Raw genomic sequence first — 18,877 nt, 5'->3', positions numbered from 1 at the left:
GATCAACCCCGCCCCCTGTTTGCGCGATATTCGCTTGAGGATCAGTACTTCACGCGGAACTCCAGCCCGAAGGTGCGCGGCGTGATCACCGTGTTGCGGAGATAACGCAGCACAACCCCGTCGTTCAGGCCGACGCGCGAACGGTCGTTGGAAACGGCAGTGATCGCGAACTTGTTGAAGATGTTGTTCGCGAACGCCCCGATCGTGAAGGTGTCGTTCTGCCAGGTGAGCGACGCGCGGTGCAGCACGAAGCCCGGCAGCTTGTCACCATAGGCACGATCCCAGCCAAGGCGCGTTACCACATCGCCGCGATAGGTTGCGGTCCAATCGCCGATCAGGTCGCCGCCCAGCAGCGGCATAGTGTAGCTTACACCAAGGCTGCCGCTGTTGCGGGTCGAGCCCGGCAGGCGGTCGCCCTTCAGCGCGTCCAGCTGAATAGGCCGGCTTGGATAGGTTGCCGCAGGGCTGTTCACCGCGATGATGGCGGGCACATCCTCGGTCAGCCTGGCGTTCGTGTACGAATAGGTTCCCTGGATCGAAAGACCGTCGATCGGCCGCAGCTGGAACGATGCATCGAACCCTTCCGACTTGGCCTTGCCGCCGTTCACCGTGATGCCGACAATGCCGTTGACCGTTGCGGAGGCGACCTGAATGCCGCTCCAGTCAATCGAGAACGCGTTGACGTTAAGGGTCAGCTTGCGGTTGAACAGTTCGGCGCGGATGCCGACTTCAAGGTTCTTGGTCGAGTCCGGACCGTATTGCAGCTCGTTCGGCAGGGCGCAGACGTTCTGGAACGGCGGTGGCTTCAGCGGGAGGACGCACGGCGCCACCGTGTTGGGGCCGCCGATGCGGTAGCCCTTGCTGTAGGTGGCATAGAGCATCAGACCGGGCGAGAACTTGTAGGAGGTGTTGAACTTCCACACCCCGCCGCTCTTCTCCGTCGTGCCGCCGGCCGGAGCCAGATCATAGGGGCTGATCGGATCGCCGAGGAGCGGCGTGACCGCGCGGCCCGAAACCCGCGACGTATAGCTGAAGTAACGCCCACCGGCCGTGACCTGCCACTCCGGCGTGATCTTGAAGGTGCCTTCTCCGAAAACGGCCTTCTCGGTCACCTTGGAGCGGTTGAACGAGGCGTATTCGATCTCGTCCGGGTTCGGCTGCGTGCCGAATTCAACCCACGGATGGCCCGGAACATGCTCGCGGTAGTCGGCCTGCAGCTTCTGTTCGTTGAAGAAGCCGCCGAGCACCCAGCTGAAAGGCCCGCCATGGGTCGAGACGAGGCGGATTTCCTGGTTGAACTGCTTGCGCGTGTTCTCGCTCTCGTTCCAGCTCGTGAACTGCGGGAACGTCTCGTAGTCATAGTCGAGATCGAGCAGCAGGTCGGTGTTGTCGCCGATCCGCTTGTTCTTCACCTGCGTGTAGGCGGTAGTCGCCACGACATCGAACACTTCGCCAACGTGTGCGTTGATTTCCATGCTGGCGAGATGCGCCTGGCGGTCGACGGGTTCGGCGTAGCGCGCCGCGCTCTCGTACTTGCCGGTGCCCAGCACGCCGTCGCTGTTATACTGCCCGCCATCGGTCTTGGTATGCTGGTAGGCGTAGGTGAAGTCGACCGAGAGATCGTCGGTCACCTGGAACAGCAGCTGGTTGCGGGTGGTGAAGGTCTTCTCGAAGTTGAGATCCTTGCGCCGGTAAAGGTTCGCATCGTACCCGGCCTGCGAGATCGAGGTCGGCGGAACGGTTGCAAAGCCATCAGGCTGCGGGTTCGAAACGCCCGGGGTCTTCACCAACAGCGGATAGTCGATGAACCCGGGGTCGGAGTAGTAACCGGTCGACGAACGGAAGGCGATGTGATCCTTCACGATCGGGATGTTGATCATGCCGTCAAGCTGGTAGCCGGCCTTCGAAGCCTCGTTCTTGCCATAGACGCGGCCATGCCATGCCGCCTCCCACTTGGTGGGATCAGGCCGGTTGGGAATGTTGCGGATCGCACCGGCCAGCGTGCCGAGCCCATAGAGCGTGCCTTGCGGCCCAAGCAGGATTTCGACGCGGTTGAGGTCGAGCATCTTGAAGTCGTAGTAGAGCGGAACTTCGCCGAGATAGACGCCCAAGGCGTTGTCATAGGTGGCGCCGGTCGTATCCGTGTCCGAGGCGTTGAGCCCGCGCAGCACGATGGTGCCGGCGCTGCCTGGGCCGGTGTCGGCAATCGTCACGCCGGGGGGTGAAGTCCGCGATGTCGCGCACGTCGTCGATGCGCTGGCGCGAAAGCTGCTCGGCGCTCACTGCCGCGATGTTGATCGGCACGTCCTGCAGCGAAGTCGCACGCCGCGTCGCTGTCACGACAATCGCGCTGTTGTCCTCGCTCGTCGCCGCGGCCTGCGGCGCATCGGCCGCCGCTTCGGGCGCCATCTGTGCAAAGGCGGGAAAGGCGGTGCTGCCCATGAGGATCGTCGCACCTAACAGGGCCTTCTTGGCCAGTGTCGTCTTGTAAGATTTCTTGGTCACTCGAGCCCCCGCGTTGCTTGCGTGAAAGCCTTCTCGAAGCGACATCCCCGTCCCTGTTTGCCTGCTTTTGCAGGAGCACGCCGACCCTTTGCAGGTCTGGCGTCGAATCATTCCCTCACTTCAATGGCAGCCAAGAAGGCGGCCGAACTCTTTTCCGCACCAGATGACCAAAAAGGCAATTCGACCTGAAGGACCCATCATCCAGAAATACTAAGAACCATCGATATTGCGCGCCTTCGGAACGATCTTCCGAAAACGCACAAACTACCTTCCGCACGAACGCCGCCGCGCAGAGTACTCATGCCAGACAATAAGGATGCCTAGCCTGAAATTTCGTTGTTGCTGCCGCAAAGCACTATCACCTTTGCGACATTTCAGTTACGCTATCGATATTACATAACAGGTCAAGCGTAATAATTCGGCGCCGACCCGGTATTATCCGGCCTTCGCTGCAGTGCGGAATTCCTTGATTTTTTGGTGTGCAAGTGCCGCATCCGTGCGCTCGGGCAGCACACCGGAGCTCAGGTGACGTTGCGCGAAATCAACACAATCACCCGGAATCCCTTGCCTGATTCGCGAACCACTGTGGATTTTCCCCAAAGTGGTATTACGTTTTTTCCGAAACGTAACATTTTGCCATGGACAAGCGGCATCTTTCTCGCAATGCTGCACTGCGAAAGGAGACAGAATCGTGTCAGCCACCTCCCCCGCCAGGCCTGCCCGGGCGTTAACCGGTTCGCTCCTTGCTGCGGCACTTGCCGCCACGCTCGCCCTTGGCGGCTGCTCGGGCGGCAGTGCTCCCACTGAAAAGAAGACAGAATTCAGCATCGGCTGGTCGATCTATGCCGGGTGGATGCCTTGGCCGTACGCGCAGCAGGCCGGCATCGTGAAGAAGTGGGAAGACAAGTACCACCTCAAGATCAAGATCGTGCAGGTCAACGACTACGTCGAATCGATCAACCAGTACACCGCCGGCAAGCTCGATGGTGTCACCCTCGCCAACATGGATGCGCTCACCATCCCCGCAGCCGGCGGCAAGGATACGACGGCCGTCATCCTGGGCGACTACTCCAACGGCAACGACGGTGTCCTGATCAAGGGCGCCACCGATCTCGGCGCGATCAAGGGCCGGTCGGTCAATCTCGTCGAACTCTCCGTCTCGCACTATCTGCTTGCCCGCGCGCTCGAAAAGGGCGGCATGGGCATGACCGATGTGAAGACGGTCAACACCGCCGATGCCGATATCGTCAGTGCCTTCGCCAGCGCGGATGTCACCGCCGCCGTCGCGTGGAACCCGCAGCTCTCGGTCATGCGCGCGCAGCCCGGCGTCACGCAGGTTTTCTCCTCGGCCGACATTCCGGGCGAGATTCTCGATCTTCTCGTCGTCGATACCGCCACACTCAAGGCCAACCCCGATCTCGGCAAGGCACTGGCGGGCATCTGGTACGATACCGTCCAGCTGATGATGAAGCAGGACGCCGAAGGAAAGGCCGCCCGCGCCGCGATGGCCAAGCTCGCCGGTGCCGCGCCCGAAACCTTCGACAGCCAGCTAAAGACCACCTTCCTCTACACCGATCCCAAGGCCGCCGTAGCCGCCGCCCAGTCCCCCGCGCTGGTCACCACGATGACCCGCGTGCGCGATTTCAGCTTCTCCAAGGGCCTGTTCAAGGGTGCCGCCTCGGCCGACGCGGTCGGCATCGCCTTCCCCGGCGGCAAGACGCTTGGCGACGCGGCGCATGTCACCCTGCGCTTCGACGACAGCTTCATGAAGCTCGCTGCAGACGGGAAGATCTGAGCGCATGCGCTGGATCAACTGGCACCTTACCAAGCGCGACCGCCTGATTGCGGGCGGTGCGCCGATCCTGCTGCTCGTGGTGTTCTATCTGATCACCGCGGTGCAGCGCCACGCCGTCAATCCGTCCGACAAGATCCTCCCCCTCCCCTCCGCGATGGCGAGCGCGATCACGGCGCTGCTCACCACGCCCGATCCGCTCTCCGGGAATCTAGTGTTCTGGGCCGATACACTCGCCAGCCTCCAGCGGCTCGGCCTCGGCCTCGGCATCGCGACGCTCTTCGCGCTCGTCCTCGGTCTCCTCATCGGCGCGCTGCCACCGGTGCGCGCGGCGCTCAGCCCGCTCGTCACCGGCATTGCCGTGATCCCGCCGATCGCACTGCTTCCCATCCTGTTCATTGCACTCGGTCTGGGTGAGACCTCCAAGGTCGTCCTCATCGCCATCGGCGTCGCGCCGGTCATGGTCCGCGATATTGCCGCGCATGTCGCCAGCCTGCCGCGCGAACAGATCATCAAGGCCGAGACGCTGGGTGCCAATTCGTGGCAGATCATCGCCCGCGTCGCCCTGCCGCAAGCCATGCCGCGCCTGCTGCAGGCGATCCGCCTCGCGCTCGGCCCGGCTTGGGTCTTCCTGATTTCCGCCGAAGCGGTCGCCTCCGATATCGGCCTTGGCTACCGCATCTTCCTCGTCCGCCGCTATCTCGCGATGGACGTGATCATCCCCTACGTCGCGTGGATCGCGCTGCTGGCGATCCTGATGGACGTGACGCTCGCCGCGATCAGCCGCCGTGCCTTCCCCTGGGCGCATGGAGACGGAAGATGAGCGCGCTCCTCTCGCTCAAGAACGTCTGGGTGGAATACGGCGACAAGGTCGTGCTCGAGAAGGTGAACCTCGAGGTCGCCGATGGTGCCTTCCTGTCGATCATTGGCCCCTCGGGCGCCGGCAAGTCCAGCCTCCTGCGCCTCATCCTCGGCCAGGAAGCGCCCACGCGCGGCAAGATCCTGCTCGATGGCGCGCCGCTTGAGGCCCAGTGCGGCCCCGATCGCGGGGTCGTGTTCCAGCGCTACTCGGTGTTCCCGCATATGACGGTGCTCGGAAACGTCACCTTCGGCCTCGAATGCCCCGCCGCGCCCTTCGCGGCGCGCCTGTTCGGCACCGCGCGCCGCAAGGCCGAAGCGCAGGCCACCGAGATGCTCGAAGCGGTTGGCCTGGCGGACAGCCTCCACCTCTACCCCGCGCAGATGTCGGGCGGCATGCAGCAGCGCCTCGCCATTGCGCAGGCGCTGATCAAGCGCCCGCGCATTCTCCTCCTCGATGAACCCTTCGGCGCGCTCGATCCCGGCATCCGGGCGGACATGCACGGTCTGATCACGCGCCTGTGGCGGGACTACGGCCTCACCATCGTGATGGTCACGCACGATATCAAGGAAGCCTTCACGCTCGGCACGCGCGTTCTCGCGCTCGACAAGCGCCGCCATGATCCCCACGCGCCGCATCGCTACGGCGCGACAGCGGTTTACGACCTGCCCTTGCGCGGTCCTCCGGTCCCGGCTGCCGAGCCCGAAACCCAGCCACAACCCGTCGCGGCCACGAATTGAGAGGAATGGCAATGACGATAGAAACCCCCGGCCTCGCCCGGCTGAGCATGAGCCTTCCGGCCGAACTGTTCCGCAAGCTCGACATGATGGTGACCGAGCGCCAGCTCCCCTCGCGCTCGCAGCTCATGGCCGAACTGATCCGCCACGCGCTCGCCGCGCACGAGGCCTTCACCCGGCCCGACGAGATGCTCGCCGGCACGATCACCCTCGTCTACCGGGGCGAGCGTGGTCGCGTCCGCCACCAGCTTGCACAGACGCAGGCGCACTACCTCAAGGAAGTGATCTCCTCGCAGCACGTCTTTCTCGAGGACGACCAGTCGCTCGAAGTGCTCCTCGTTCAGGGCCCCGCCGCCCGCCTCAAGGACCTGTCGGATGCGCTGCGCCGCGTGCGCGGGGTCCAGCAGCTCGAACTCGTCACCACCACTGCGCTCCTTCCGCAGCTTTATGAGCCGGAAGCCGATGCGCCGCAGGGAGCCGCAGCATGACTCAGGTTCTGGCAAACCCCAACGCAGCTCGGGATCACGCCCGCGCCCAGGGAGGCACCGTTGTCGAGGCGATGCCGATCCTCCCCCCCGCCGCGCCCGACCTCCCCGAAGGAGTCACACCCGAAGCGCTGCTCTGGGAGGAAACCCTCGCCCCCGGCGGCTATGCCACCCGCCGCCTGCCGCGCGGCAGCCGGTTGCGCCTTATCGACGTCAAAGGCGATGCCTGCGCGAGCTTGCAGATCTTCAACGCCGAAATGCCGACCGAGCGTTACAGCTTTGCCGACACGGTCAAGATCCAGTGGAACGCCTATCTCGGCGCGGGCAAACTCCTGCTCTCGGACATGGGCCGCGTGCTCATGAGCATCGCCGAAGATAGCACCGGCGGCACGCACGATACCTTCTCCGGCACCTCCAACGCCTACACCAACGCCGCCAAGTACGGTGACGGGCGCAACAGCGGCCAGTTCCCCAACGGGCGCGATCGCTTCCTCCTAGGTGCCGCCAAGCACGGCCTCCAGCGCCGCGATATCCACGCCGCCATCACCTTGTTCAAGGGCGCCCGCATTGCGGACGATGGCACGATCGAGCCACAGATTGGCCCGTTCGAGCCGGGCCGCGAGGTCGTCCTGCGGGCTGAAATGGACGTTATCGTAGTGATCGCCAACGTCCCCCATGTGCTCGATCCCCGGCCCGACTACACCGTCACACCCCTGCGCGCGACCGCGTGGCGCGGCCCGGTGGCCGCCGAGGACGATCCCATCCGCACCGCGACGCCGGAGGGCCTGCGCGCCTTCCTCAACGTCGAAGACTATTACCGCCGGTAAGGAGGCAGCCCCATGCAGAACCGCGATCCGCATCACGATGGCCTGCCCGATACCATCGTCCACGACGAAGTCGTCCCCGCCCGCGCACCCTGGATCCACCACATCAAGAAGGGCCAGACGCTGCGCATCGTCGACCTTGAAGGCAATCAGGCAGTCGATTTCCTGCTCTACAGCGAAGCTGACGACACCGAGCGCTACTCCGCGCAGGATACCGTCGCCGCGCAAGGCAACCTGTTCCTGCGCACCGGCACCGTGCTTCGCTCGAACGAAGGCCGCCCGATGATGACCATCGCGGCCACCACGGTCGAATACCACGACACCATCGGCGGCGCCTGCTCCTGCGAGAGCAACACGTTGCGTTATGGCCACCACACCAAGGCCCAGCACGCCTGTGTCGAGAACTTCCTCGAAGCCAACCTCACCGAAGGCCGCGGGAAGCGCGATATCGTCGCCAACATCAACTTTTTCATGAACGTGCCGGTGGAAGCGGACGGCGCGCTCGGCATCGTCGACGGCATTTCCGCGCCCGGCCTCACGGTCGATCTCAAGGCCGAGATGGACGTCATCGTCGTCGTCTCGAACTGCCCGCAGATCAACAACCCCTGCAACGGTTTCAATCCCACGCCCGTGCGCATGATCGTCGCCGCATGAATCGAGGCGCGCTGCCAGCCCCAGCTTTTCTGCCCCTTCCCCGTTCGGGGGAGGCTGGGTGGGGGTGCCCAGCGCCTGACGACCGCAACGCCGTGCCCCCTCCCCCAACCCCTCCCCACCGGGGAGGGGAGCAATGAGCGCGAACACACCGATGCCTTTTGACACCGTCCTCATTGCCAATCGGGGCGCCATCGCCACCCGGATCATCCGCACCTTGCGCCGCATGGGGCTGCGCTCGGTCGCGGTCTATTCGGAGGCCGATGCGGGCTCGCTCCACGTTTCCGAGGCTGACGAGGCCGTCTGCATCGGCGGCGCACGCCCGTCGGAAAGCTACCTCAACATCGAGGCGATCCTCGCCGCCGCCAAGCAGACCGGCGCGGGCGCGATCCACCCCGGCTACGGCTTCCTCGCCGAAAACACCGATTTTGCCGAAGCCTGCGCCGCCGCCGGTATCGAGTTCATCGGCCCGACGCCCGACAATATCCGCATGTTCGGCCTCAAGCACAGCGCCCGTGCGCTCGCCAAGGCCCACGGCGTGCCGCTCGCACCCGGCTCCGAACTGCTGACGAGCGAGAAGGAAGCGCTCGCCGCCGCCAACGAAATCGGCTTTCCCGTCATGCTCAAGGCGACCGCCGGTGGCGGCGGCATCGGCATGCGCGTCTGCGAAAGCCAGGCCGATGTGCGCGAAGGCTTCGCCACGGTCGCGCGGCTTGGCCAGAGCAATTTCGGCGATGCCGGGGTCTTCCTCGAACGGTATGTCCGCCGCGCCCGCCATGTCGAAGTGCAGATCTTCGGCGATGGCGAGGGCCGCGTCGTCGCGCTCGGCGAACGCGATTGCTCGCTCCAGCGGCGCAACCAGAAGGTGGTCGAGGAATCCCCCGCCCCGCTGCTTCCCGAGCATATCCGGCAGGATCTCTACACCGCCGCGATCCGCCTCGGCGAAGCCGCGCGCTACCGCAACGCCGGCACGGTCGAATTCCTCTACGACGCCGAGCGCGAGCAGTTCTACTTCCTCGAAATGAACACCCGCCTGCAGGTCGAGCATGGCGTCACCGAGATGGTCATGGGGATCGATCTCGTCGAATGGATGGTGCGCGGCGGCGCGGGCGATTTCAGCTTCCTTGAGGCAGCACCCACCACGCCGCAGGGCCACTCGGTACAGGTCCGCCTCTATGCCGAGGACCCGGCGCTGGATTATCGCCCCACCTCGGGCACGCTGACGGCGGTCCAGTTCCCCGGCGACATCCGCACCGAAACCTGGGTCATGGCCGGCAGCGAGGTCACCTCGTGGTACGATCCCATGCTTGCCAAGCTGATCGTCCATGCGCCCACGCGCGATCTCGCCGTCACTGCGATGCAGGCCGCGCTCGCCGAGACCCGCGTCGACGGGATCGAGACCAACCTGCGCTGGCTGCGCGATGTCGTGCGCACACCCGCCTTCACCAGCGGCGAGGTTTCCACCCGCGTCCTCGATACCATCGCCTATACCCCGCGCAGCGTCCGCGTCGTCAGCGGCGGCACTGCCACCACGGTGCAGGACTGGCCCGGCCGCCAGCGCCTCTGGGCGGTCGGCGTGCCGCCTTCGGGGCCGATGGACGACCAGTCCTTCCGCCTCGGCAACCGCCTGCTCGGCAATCCTGAAGGCACAGCCGGGCTAGAGCTCACGCATTCCGGCCCCACACTCGCCTTCACCGCGCCCGCACGCGTCGCATTGGCAGGCGCAGACTTTGGCGCAACGCTCGATGGCGTCCCTGTCCCGCGCGGACAGGTGATCCCCATCGCCGCCGGCCAGACGCTCGCACTCGGCCGTGCCCGTGGCGGCGGCATGCGCGGCTATCTGCTCTTTGCGGGCGGCCTCGATATCGCGCCCTACCTCGGCAGCCGCGCCACGTTCGAGCTCGGCCAGTTCGGCGGCCACGCAGCGCGCCGCCTAGTCGCGGGCGATGTGCTCCACCTCGGCGATGAACCTGCGCAGGCGCCGCTTGCCGCCACTGCGCTCCCGCCGCTCGGCAACGAATGGACCCTGCGCGTCCTCTACGGCCCACACGGCGCGCCCGATTTCTTCACGCCAGACGATATCGCGATGATCGTCGCCGCCGAATGGCAGGTGCACTACAATTCCAACCGCACCGGCGTCCGCCTGATCGGACCCAAGCCGCACTGGGCGCGCAAGGACGGCGGCGAGGCCGGCCTCCATCCCTCGAACATCCACGACAACCCCTACGCTATCGGCGCGGTCGATTTCACCGGCGACATGCCGATCATCCTCGGCCCCGATGGCCCTTCGCTCGGCGGTTTCGTCTGCCCCTTCGTGGTCATCGCGGCAGACCGCTGGAAGCTCGGCCAGCTCGTGCCCGGTGACCGGCTGCGCTTCGCCCCTGTCACCATCGCCGACGCCGCTGCCGCCGATGCAGATCAGCAGCGCCTGCTCACCCAAGGCACGCTCCCCGGCCCTGTGCCGGATCGCCCCGTCGCGCACCTCTCGCCGATCCTCGCTGAAACGCCCGAAGCGAATGGCCGCCCCCGGACGATCTACCGCCAGCAGGGCGACCGCAACATCCTCGTCGAATACGGCCAGATCGTCCTCGATATCGAGCTGCGCATCCGCGTCCACGCGCTGATGGTCGAACTCGAACGCCTCGCGCTCCCCGGCGTCATCGATATCGTCCCGGGCATCCGCTCGCTGCAGCTGCATTTCGACGGCGTGCAGCTGGATCAGGCCAGCGCGCTCGCCGCGCTGATCGAGGCTGAGGAACGGCTCGGCGATCTCGCCGATTTCACGATCCCGTCGCGAGTAGTCCACCTCCCCCTCTCGTGGCGCGATCCCGCCACGCTCGAGACGATCGAGAAGTACATCGCCGCCGTCCGCGACGACGCGCCCTGGTGCCCTGACAACATCGAATTCATCCGCCGCATCAATGGCCTGCCCGATGTGGCCGCGGTCGAGAACTTGATCTTCGAGGCCAACTACCTCGTCATGGGCCTCGGCGATGTTTACCTCGGCGCGCCCGTCGCCACGCCGGTCGATCCGCGCCACCGCCTCGTGACGACGAAATACAACCCCGCGCGCACCTGGACCCCGCCCAATGTCGTCGGCATCGGCGGCGCTTACATGTGCATCTACGGCATGGAAGGTCCCGGCGGCTACCAACTGTTCGGCCGCACCGTGCAGGTCTGGAACACTTACGCTAAAGCAAAAGGGGGGCAGACCGAAGCCTTTACCGAAGGCAAACCCTGGCTCCTGCGCTTCTTCGACCAGATCCGCTTCTATCCGGTCAGCGCCGAAGAACTGGTGGAATGGCGCCGCGATTTCCCCGCAGGCCGCCGCGCGCTGAAGATCGAGCCATCAGAATTCCGCCTCGCCGACTACCGCAAGTTCCTCGCCGACAACGCCGACGCCATCGCGGAATTCGAAGCCCGCCGCCAGTCCGCTTTCAATGCCGAACGTGCCGACTGGCAGGCGCGCGGCGAATTCGACCGCGTTACCGACCTCGCCGAAGCCGAAGCCCCCGCCGCTGGCGCCACGCAGGTGCCCGATGGCACCGACCTCGTCGAGGCCCCTTTCGGCGGCAGCGTGTGGAAGCTGCTCGTCGCCGCTGGCGATGCGGTCAAGGCTGGTGATACTATCGCGGTGATCGAGGCGATGAAGATGGAATGCCCGGTCGAAAGCCCCGGCACCGGCACCATCGAGGCGCTCTATATCAAGGAGAAGCAGTCCCTGCAGCCCGGCTCGCCCATGCTTGCTCTGAGGCGCACGGTATGACCGCCGCCCGGATCGCAGCAGCCGTCAACGCGCACGAAACTACCGCCGTTGCGCAGGCCGAAGCCGCGCTCGCCCGCATCGCGGCATACGACGCGATCCAGCCCCAGATCTGGATCAGCCGCGCCTCGGCTGAACAGGTCCTCGCCGCCGCCCGCGCCGTCGATGCCCGCATCGCGGCGGGCGAAACACTGCCCCTCGCTGGCGTGCCCTACGCCGCAAAGGACAACATCGACGTCGAAGGGTTCGAAACCACCGCAGCCTGTCCCGCCTTCGCCTACACGCCCGAAGCATCGGCCACTGTCACGCAGCGCCTCGCCGCCGCCGGCGCGATCTGCATGGGCAAGACCAACCTGGACCAGTTCGCCACCGGCCTTGTCGGAGTGCGCAGCCCCTATGGCATCCCGCGCAACGCGTTCAACCGCGCCTATGTCAGCGGCGGCTCCAGCTCCGGCTCGGCCATCGCGGTCGCCGCCGGGCTGGTGCCCATCGCGCTCGGCACCGATACCGCGGGCTCCGGCCGCGTGCCCGCCGCGTTCAACCACCTGATCGGCTTCAAGCCAACCAAAGGCCGCTGGCCCACGCGCGGCGTCGTCCCCGCCTGCCGCTCGGTCGATTGCGTCACCGTGTTCGCGCACGATACCGCAGATGCCGGTCTCGTTGATGCCGTCCTCGCCGCATTCGATCCCGCTGATCCTTGGTCCAAACCGCTGGCAAACCGCAGCCTCACGCCCCGCAGGATCGGCGTCCCGCTGCGGCGCCAGCGCCAATTCTTCGGCGATGCGGAAAGCGAATACCTCTACGACCGCGCCCTCGATCATCTCGCCACTCTCGCGCAGATCGTCGAGATCGACATAGCCCCGCTGCAGGAAGCCGCGCAGCTGCTCTACGGCGGCCCCTGGGTCGCAGAGCGCACTGCCGCGATGGCGCAGATCCTCACGGAAAACCCGGACGCAGTCGATCCCACCGTCCGCGCTGTGGTCGAGGCGGGGTGGAGCAAGACCGCCGTCGAAGCCTTCAACGGCGTCTACCGCCTCGCCGAACTGAAACGCCACGCCGACCTCATGTGGGGCGAACTCGATGCGCTGGCCTTCCCCACCACCGGCACCACCTACCGCGTCGCCGAGCTCGCCGCCGCGCCCATCGCGCTCAATAGCAACCTTGGCGCCTATACCAATTTCGTGAACCTGCTCGATATGGCCGCGCTCGCAGTTCCGGCGGGGACGCGCCACAACAGAACCGGCTTCGGGATCACGCTGATCGGCGCTGCGGACACCGACCGCGCGCTGCTCACCCTTGCCGATGCCTATCTGGCGCAAGCGAACCTCGCCCCGCCGCCCCCGCTCGATCTGGAGGGAACCATGCAGACCGTAAAACTGGCCGTCGTCGGCGCCCACCTCAAGGACATGCCGCTCCACTGGCAGCTCACCTCGCGCGAGGCGACTTTCGTGGAAGCGACCCACACCGCCCCCACCTACAAGCTTTACGCCATGGCCGACAGCGTCCCGCCCAAGCCCGCGCTGGTCCACAGCGCCGAAGGGGGCGCCGCCATCGCCGTCGAAGTCTATGAACTGGGCGTCGCGGAATTCGGCAGCTTCACCGTCGAGGTCCCCGCCCCGCTCGCCATCGGCACGGTCACCCTGGCAGACGGCACCAGCGTCAAAGGCTTCGTCGCCGAACCGCGCGCGCTGACCGGTGCGCAAGACATCACCCACCTCGGCGGCTGGCGCGCCTATATCGCGCAGAAGAACTGAAGGAGCATGCGCATGACCCCGCTCAAGGCCCTGCTCATCGCCGCCAGCGCGCTGGCCCCTGTTGCCGTCAACGCAGAGGCCCCCAAGCCCCACGTTCAGGTCGTCCCCGGCTTTGCGGATTTTCTCGCGATCGATGGCGACACCGTCTGGGCCACCAACAAGGGCCGCGTTGAGCAATGGTCCGCCAAGGGCAAGAAAGCGGAAAGCCCCATGGGCCGCCCCTGCGGCGGCATGAGCGTCGATTTCGGCTCTCTGTGGGTCGCAGATTGCCCCGAAGCCGCGGTCAAGCGCATCGACGTGAAGACCGGCAAGCTCCTCGCTACCGTCTCCTCCGGAATCGCCAACAACCTGGAAGGCGAGCTCAACACCGTAACTGGCGCGGGCGCGGTCTGGATCGGTTCCGATGCGAACGGCAAGATCGCGCGCATCGATCCCGCCACCAACAAGGTCGTCGCCACGATCGAAGTCTCCCCCGGCTCGTGGTATCTCAGCTTCGGCCTAGGCGCGCTCTGGGCAGTGAGCGCCAAGACGCAGCTCCTCAGCCGCATCGATCCTGCTACCAACACCGTCACCGGCACCGTTCCGCTCGGCAAGGCACCTGGCTTCCTCGTTGCGGGCGAAGGCGCGGTCTGGGTTCAGGAACAGGGGGACGGCACAGTCGCGAAGATCGATCCCGCCACGATGACTGTCACCACCCGCATCAAGGTGGGCGACAACCTCAAGTGGGGCGATATCGATACCGGCGACGGCAAAGTGTGGCTGCGCACCACCGACGATCAGGAATTCGTGGTCATCGACGCGGCTTCGAACGCAATCCTCAGCCGCCTCGGCAAGCCCGTCGGCAGCGGCGCGCTTCGCTGGACCCCCAAGGGCGTCTGGACCTCGGCGCACGATATCCACACCTTGACGTGGTGGCCCAAGGGCGCGGAACTGGCGAAACCGTAAGGCATTCAAGACCAACCACTCGTCATTGCGAGCGTAGCGAAGCAATCCAGAGCGGCAATGCACGGCGCTCTGGATTGCTTCGCTACGCTCGCAATGACGAAACGAGGGTAGAGCCCTCAAGCCGCCGCCTTGCGCCCCTTCACCCAGCTAATCACCGGGCTCACCGGATAGATCAGCGTCTCACCGATCCCCATATGGCGCCGGCCTTCCTGCCCCACTTCCACCGCCTCGCCCGCCTTGAACGTCCCGTGCAGCCGGTCAAACAGGATCAGCGCGCAGGCATAGTTGCAGCGGGTGTCTTCGTATTCCACCGAATGGTGCAGGCTGTGCGCCTCCACCGTGGTGAAAACCGCCGAATACCAGCGCGGCGGATTGAACCGCACATTGGCGTGGCTGAACGCCGCGATCGTTCCCAGCATATGCCCGGCGCACAGCAGCGCGGTCAGCGAGAAATCGAGGAAGACGGTCACGCTGAGGCCGATCAGAAACAGTTCGAAGGGATTGCCCACCGCGCCCTTCAGTGCATTCAGCTGGCGTACAAAGTGGTGCGGCGCATGGACCACCCACAATGGAAACCAGTTGTGCATTGCGCGGTGCAGCCAATAGTGGCCCCACTCGATCAACAGCATGATCAGCGCGACCTGCACGATCAGCGGCGCGTGCTCCAGCCAAGGCGTGTGGATGCCCAGCGCGTCCTTGACGCCGATCAGCGGCGCATCGGCCCAGTGCTTTCCAGCCCAGCGCACCACGGTGTAGAACATCACGAAGTAGAACAAGTCGGAGAAGAACTCCGCCCGCGTCAGCCGCCAGCCTGCGTGGCGTTCGTTGATCTGCTCCAGCCCCAGGATCATGAACTTGGTGCAGACCGCGGCGATGACGATGGTCCAGCCATTCGTCACCAGCTCCGGCGGTAGCAGCGACCAGAACGCGAAGATCGCCAGCAATGTCGCTGGCTGGTAATACTTGAAGATCACCGGCTTAATACCCGCCGCCATTGCGCGAACCCCCACGGCTGTTCTGTGCGTCAAAAGCTAACACCAAGTCCTGATATCAACAACTGCCCCATTCGTCATACCCGCAGAGGGATTGATGCTCGCTCCCACCGCGCCCCGGTTGCAATGGGATTTCGCTTGCATCCAATGCGCGTTTTTGATCAAAGCAATCATAAACAATCACCGCCTCGGGAGAAGAGCGTTGCACAAGGCCTCTATCCGCGCCCTCGGCGCGCTCCTGCTCGCTGGCAGCGCGCTCGCCCCAGTCCACGCCGAACAAGCGGCTGACCCGCTCGCCGATGGCTTCCGCGATCCCCCTTCCTCCGCCCGCCCGCGCGTCTGGTGGCACTGGATGAACGGCAACATCACCGAGGAAGGCATCCGCCTCGATCTCGAATGGATGAAGCGCATCGGCATCGGCGGCGCGCAGACCTTCGATGCGCAGCTCCAGACGCCGCAAGTCGTCGAAAAACGCCTCGTCTACATGACGCCGGAATGGAAGCACGCCTTCCGCACCGCCGCCGAAACCGCCGACAAGCTCGGCCTCGAACTCGCCATCGCCGCCTCACCCGGCTGGAGCGAAAGCGGCGGACCGTGGGTCAAGCCCGAAGACGGCATGAAGAAGCTCGTCTGGTCCGAAACCCGCATCCCCGGCGGCAAGCGCTTCAAGGGCAAGCTCGCCCTGCCGCCCAGCACCACCGGGCCGTTCCAGGATCTCGGCATGCAGCCCGAGATCGGCGTCGATCATCCCAAGACCGATCTGCCGCAGCTCTACCGCGATACCTATGTCCTCGCCGTCCCTGAAACAGCCGCCCCGCTCGCGCCGGTGTGGACAGCGTCCTCCGGCACCATCGACGGCGCAAGGCTTACGGATGGCAAGCAGGCCACCACCATCGAATTGTCGGCGGGCAACTCCGACGCCCCCGCATGGATCCGCGCTGATTTCACCGCGCCCCAGCTGGTCCGCTCGGCCACGCTCGCCTTGCCGCCAGTCTCGCTGTTCAGCGCCGCCAAGTTCGCGCCGGTCCTCGAGGCGAGCGAAGATGGCGCCGCGTTTCACGAGGTTACCCGCTTCCCCACCGGCACTTCGGCGCAGTACACGATCACATTCGCGCCAGTCACCGCAAAGGCGCTGCGCGTGCGCTTCCTCGCCGAACAGACCGGCTTCGGCCTGCCCACCCCGCCCGCGCCTGGCGTGGAGTTTCCCAGCTTCCCCGGTTTCATGAGTGGCACCGGCCCCCATGTCACAATCGCCGAACTCGGCTTCTCCACGACACCGCGCACCCACCGCTTCGAGGAAAAGGCCGGCTTCGCCACCACGCTCGATTACAACGCGATCCCCACGCCCGATGCGCCCGCCACGCCCGAGAACGCAGTTATCGATCTGACCGACCGCGTCGGGCCCGATGGCAGTCTCGATTGGACCCCGCCCAAAGGCCAGTGGCGTGTCCTGCGCCTCGGCTACTCGCTCACCGGCACCGAGAACCACCCCGCCCCGCCCGAGGCGACCGGGTTCGAGGTCGACAAGTTCGATGCGGACGCCGTCCGCCGCTATGTGAACACCTACCTCGATACCTATATCGCCGCCGCCGGGCCGGACATGATCGGCCAGCACGGCGTGCGCGCCCTGCTGAATGACAGTATCGAGGTCGGCGCGAGCAACTGGACGCCGCAAATCGTTGCCGAATTCAAGGCCCGGCGCGGCTATGATCCCGTTCCGTGGCTCCCTGCGCTCACCGGCGTGATCCTCGGCAGCCCGGCGCGCAGCGACGCGTTCCTGCACGATTATCGGCAGACGCTCGCCGATCTCATGGCGGATGCCCACTACAAGACCATCGCCGAAGAGGCCCACAAGCGCGGCCTGATCCACTACTCCGAAGCCCTGGAAGACAAGCGCCCCTCGCTTGGCGACGACATGGCCATGCGCCGCAACGCCGATATCCCCATGGCCGCGATGTGGTCCTACGATACCGAGCACGGCGCCCCGCAGCCAAGCTACGAAGGCGACATGCGCGGCGCGGCCTCGGTCGCGCACGTCTATGGGCAGAACCTCGTCGCCGCAGAATCGCTCACCGCCGCGCTCCAGCCCTGGGCCTTCGCCCCGCGCGACCTGAAGCCGATGATCGACATGGAATTCGCCCTCGGCGTCAATCGCCCGGTGATCCACACCTCGGTCCACCAGCCCCTGACGGACAAGGCCCCCGGCTTCTCGCTCTTCATTTTCGGCCAGTACTTCAACCGCCTTGAAACCTGGGGCGAGCAGGCGCGGCCCTGGACCGACTACATGGCGCGCAGCAGCTACATGCTCCAGCAGGGCCGCAACGTGGCGGATGTCGCGTACTTCTATGGCGAGGAAGCCCCGCTCACCGGCCTGTTCGCCAAGGCGGTGCCGGGCGATCTGCCCACCGCCAACGCCTTCGATTTCGTCAACCCAGACGTCTTGCTGAACCAGCTTGCGAACGATGGCGCAGACCTCGTCGCCAAAAGCGGCGCGCGCTACAAGGCGCTCTACCTTGGCGGCAGTTCGGCGCGGATGAGCCTCGCCGTGCTCCGGCGCATCGACACCCTTGTGCGCGGCGGTGCCACCCTGATCGGCGAAAAGCCCACTGGCTCACCTGCCCTGCAGGACGATCCCGCCGTCTTCGCACGCCTCGCCGATGCGCTGTGGAGCGGCGATACCGGCAAGGGTCGCGTCCTCGCCAGTCATGATCCGGACAGCGCGCTTGCCAAGCTCGGTATCGCGCCGGACCTGTCCTATACCAAGGCTGCGCCGGACACCGCACTCCGCTTCGTCCACCGCACCACCGGCGATGCCGAAATCTATTTCATCACCAACCGCAAGAACCGCGCCGAGCCGACAACGCTGAGCTTTGCGCAGACCGGCAAGGCCGCTGAATGGTGGGACGCTGCCACCGGCAAGGCGAGCCCGATCGGCTACGCCACCGAGAGCGGACGCACATCGATCCCACTGACGTTGAAACCCTGGCAATCGGGCTTCGTCGTGTTCCGCAAGGCTGGCCCCGCGAGCATCGACGTTCCGGCCCGGCCGCAAACACCGCTCGCCACGCTCACCGGACCCTGGGCGCTGACCTTCCAGCCCGGTCGCGGTGCCCCCGCCAGCCTGACCCTCCCCGCGCTCGCCGATTGGACGCAGAACGCCGATCCCGGCGTGCGCTACTTCTCCGGCACCGCCACCTATCGCCAATCGCTGAAAGTGCCCGCCGCCAAGCCCGGCCAGCGCCTGATCCTCGATCTCGGCGATGTGCGCGATCTCGCTGAAGTGCTGGTCAACGGCAAATCCGCCGGCATACTGTGGAACCCGCCCTACGAAGCCGACATCACCGGCCTTGCCCGCCCCGGCACCAACACCCTCGAAATCCGCGTCACCAACCTGTGGGTCAACCGCCTGATCGGCGATGCGCAGCCCGGTACCAAGCCGATCACCTTCACCACGCTGAAAACCTACCGCGCCGATGCGCCCTTGCGGCCTTCGGGCCTGATGGGGCCGGTTACGCTGAACGTGGAGAAGTAACCCCTCCCCCGTTCGTGTCGAGCGAAGTCGAGACACCT

At 65.6% G+C, this 18,877-nt stretch carries 12 protein-coding genes and 1 pseudogene; 10 read left to right on the top strand and 3 right to left on the bottom strand.

The genetic code is table 11. From position 1 onward, the window contains the following. Positions 1 to 41: 41 nt before the first annotated feature. Together ACODS2_RS22925 and ACODS2_RS22920 are read right to left on the bottom strand one after the other, a co-directional pair. Positions 42 to 2,442, bottom strand: a pseudogene (locus tag ACODS2_RS22925) (TonB-dependent receptor). 498 nt (positions 2,443 to 2,940) lie between these two features. After that, positions 2,941 to 3,207 (bottom strand): hypothetical protein, encoded by a 267-nt coding sequence (locus tag ACODS2_RS22920; RefSeq protein WP_489000800.1) that lies wholly within the window; start codon positions 3,205 to 3,207, stop codon positions 2,941 to 2,943. Between ACODS2_RS22920 and ACODS2_RS22915 the strand changes: the two genes are divergently transcribed. The 9 genes from ACODS2_RS22915 (at position 3,197) to ACODS2_RS22875 (ending at position 14,315) form a co-directional block, all read left to right on the top strand. After that, positions 3,197 to 4,300, top strand: a complete 1,104-nt coding sequence (locus tag ACODS2_RS22915; RefSeq protein WP_489000799.1) for a putative urea ABC transporter substrate-binding protein — start codon at positions 3,197 to 3,199, stop codon at positions 4,298 to 4,300. The two genes, ACODS2_RS22920 and ACODS2_RS22915, sit on opposite strands and share 11 nt — an antisense overlap. A 4-nt stretch (positions 4,301 to 4,304) precedes the next feature. Further along, positions 4,305 to 5,120: an ABC transporter permease gene (locus ACODS2_RS22910; protein WP_489000798.1), complete on the top strand. Its 816-nt coding sequence runs from the start codon at positions 4,305 to 4,307 to the stop codon at positions 5,118 to 5,120. Further along, the gene (locus ACODS2_RS22905; protein WP_489000797.1) at positions 5,117 to 5,896 is read left to right on the top strand and encodes an ABC transporter ATP-binding protein; all 780 of its coding nucleotides are present in this window, start codon (positions 5,117 to 5,119) and stop codon (positions 5,894 to 5,896) included. The genes ACODS2_RS22910 and ACODS2_RS22905 overlap by 4 nt, the downstream gene beginning before the upstream one ends. An 11-nt stretch (positions 5,897 to 5,907) precedes the next feature. Further along, entirely contained in the window at positions 5,908 to 6,381 is a 474-nt protein-coding gene (locus ACODS2_RS22900) for a CopG family ribbon-helix-helix protein (RefSeq protein ID WP_170233729.1), read from the top strand. Beyond that, on the top strand, positions 6,378 to 7,205 hold the full coding sequence (locus ACODS2_RS22895) for an urea amidolyase associated protein UAAP1 (protein ID WP_489000796.1): 828 nt from the start codon (positions 6,378 to 6,380) through the stop codon (positions 7,203 to 7,205). Before ACODS2_RS22900 ends, ACODS2_RS22895 begins: the two co-directional genes overlap by 4 nt. Before the next feature lie 12 nt (positions 7,206 to 7,217). Next, on the top strand, positions 7,218 to 7,856 hold the full coding sequence (locus ACODS2_RS22890) for an urea amidolyase associated protein UAAP2 (RefSeq protein WP_054120202.1): 639 nt from the start codon (positions 7,218 to 7,220) through the stop codon (positions 7,854 to 7,856). A 151-nt stretch (positions 7,857 to 8,007) separates the two neighbouring features. Further along, entirely contained in the window at positions 8,008 to 11,619 is a 3,612-nt protein-coding gene (gene uca / locus ACODS2_RS22885) for an urea carboxylase (RefSeq protein ID WP_489000814.1), read from the top strand. Then, positions 11,616 to 13,370 (top strand): allophanate hydrolase, encoded by a 1,755-nt coding sequence (gene atzF / locus ACODS2_RS22880; RefSeq protein WP_489000795.1) that lies wholly within the window; start codon positions 11,616 to 11,618, stop codon positions 13,368 to 13,370. The genes uca and atzF overlap by 4 nt, the downstream gene beginning before the upstream one ends. Before the next feature lie 6 nt (positions 13,371 to 13,376). After that, positions 13,377 to 14,315: a Vgb family protein gene (locus tag ACODS2_RS22875; protein ID WP_489000794.1), complete on the top strand. Its 939-nt coding sequence runs from the start codon at positions 13,377 to 13,379 to the stop codon at positions 14,313 to 14,315. Positions 14,316 to 14,431: 116 nt separating this feature from the next. Here the strand turns inward: ACODS2_RS22875 and ACODS2_RS22870 are convergent, their stop codons facing one another. Then, on the bottom strand, positions 14,432 to 15,310 hold the full coding sequence (locus ACODS2_RS22870) for a sterol desaturase family protein (protein WP_489000793.1): 879 nt from the start codon (positions 15,308 to 15,310) through the stop codon (positions 14,432 to 14,434). Between the two features lie 199 nt (positions 15,311 to 15,509). On the opposite strand from ACODS2_RS22870, the gene ACODS2_RS22865 reads away from it, so the two are divergent. Further along, positions 15,510 to 18,839: a glycosyl hydrolase gene (locus ACODS2_RS22865; RefSeq protein WP_489000792.1), complete on the top strand. Its 3,330-nt coding sequence runs from the start codon at positions 15,510 to 15,512 to the stop codon at positions 18,837 to 18,839. The last annotated feature ends 38 nt before the right edge of the window (positions 18,840 to 18,877 follow it).

Source organism: Novosphingobium sp. FG137, assembly GCF_057809735.1.
Note: the sequence above shows the minus strand (reverse complement) of the source record. Positions and strands in the feature narration are given on the sequence as shown.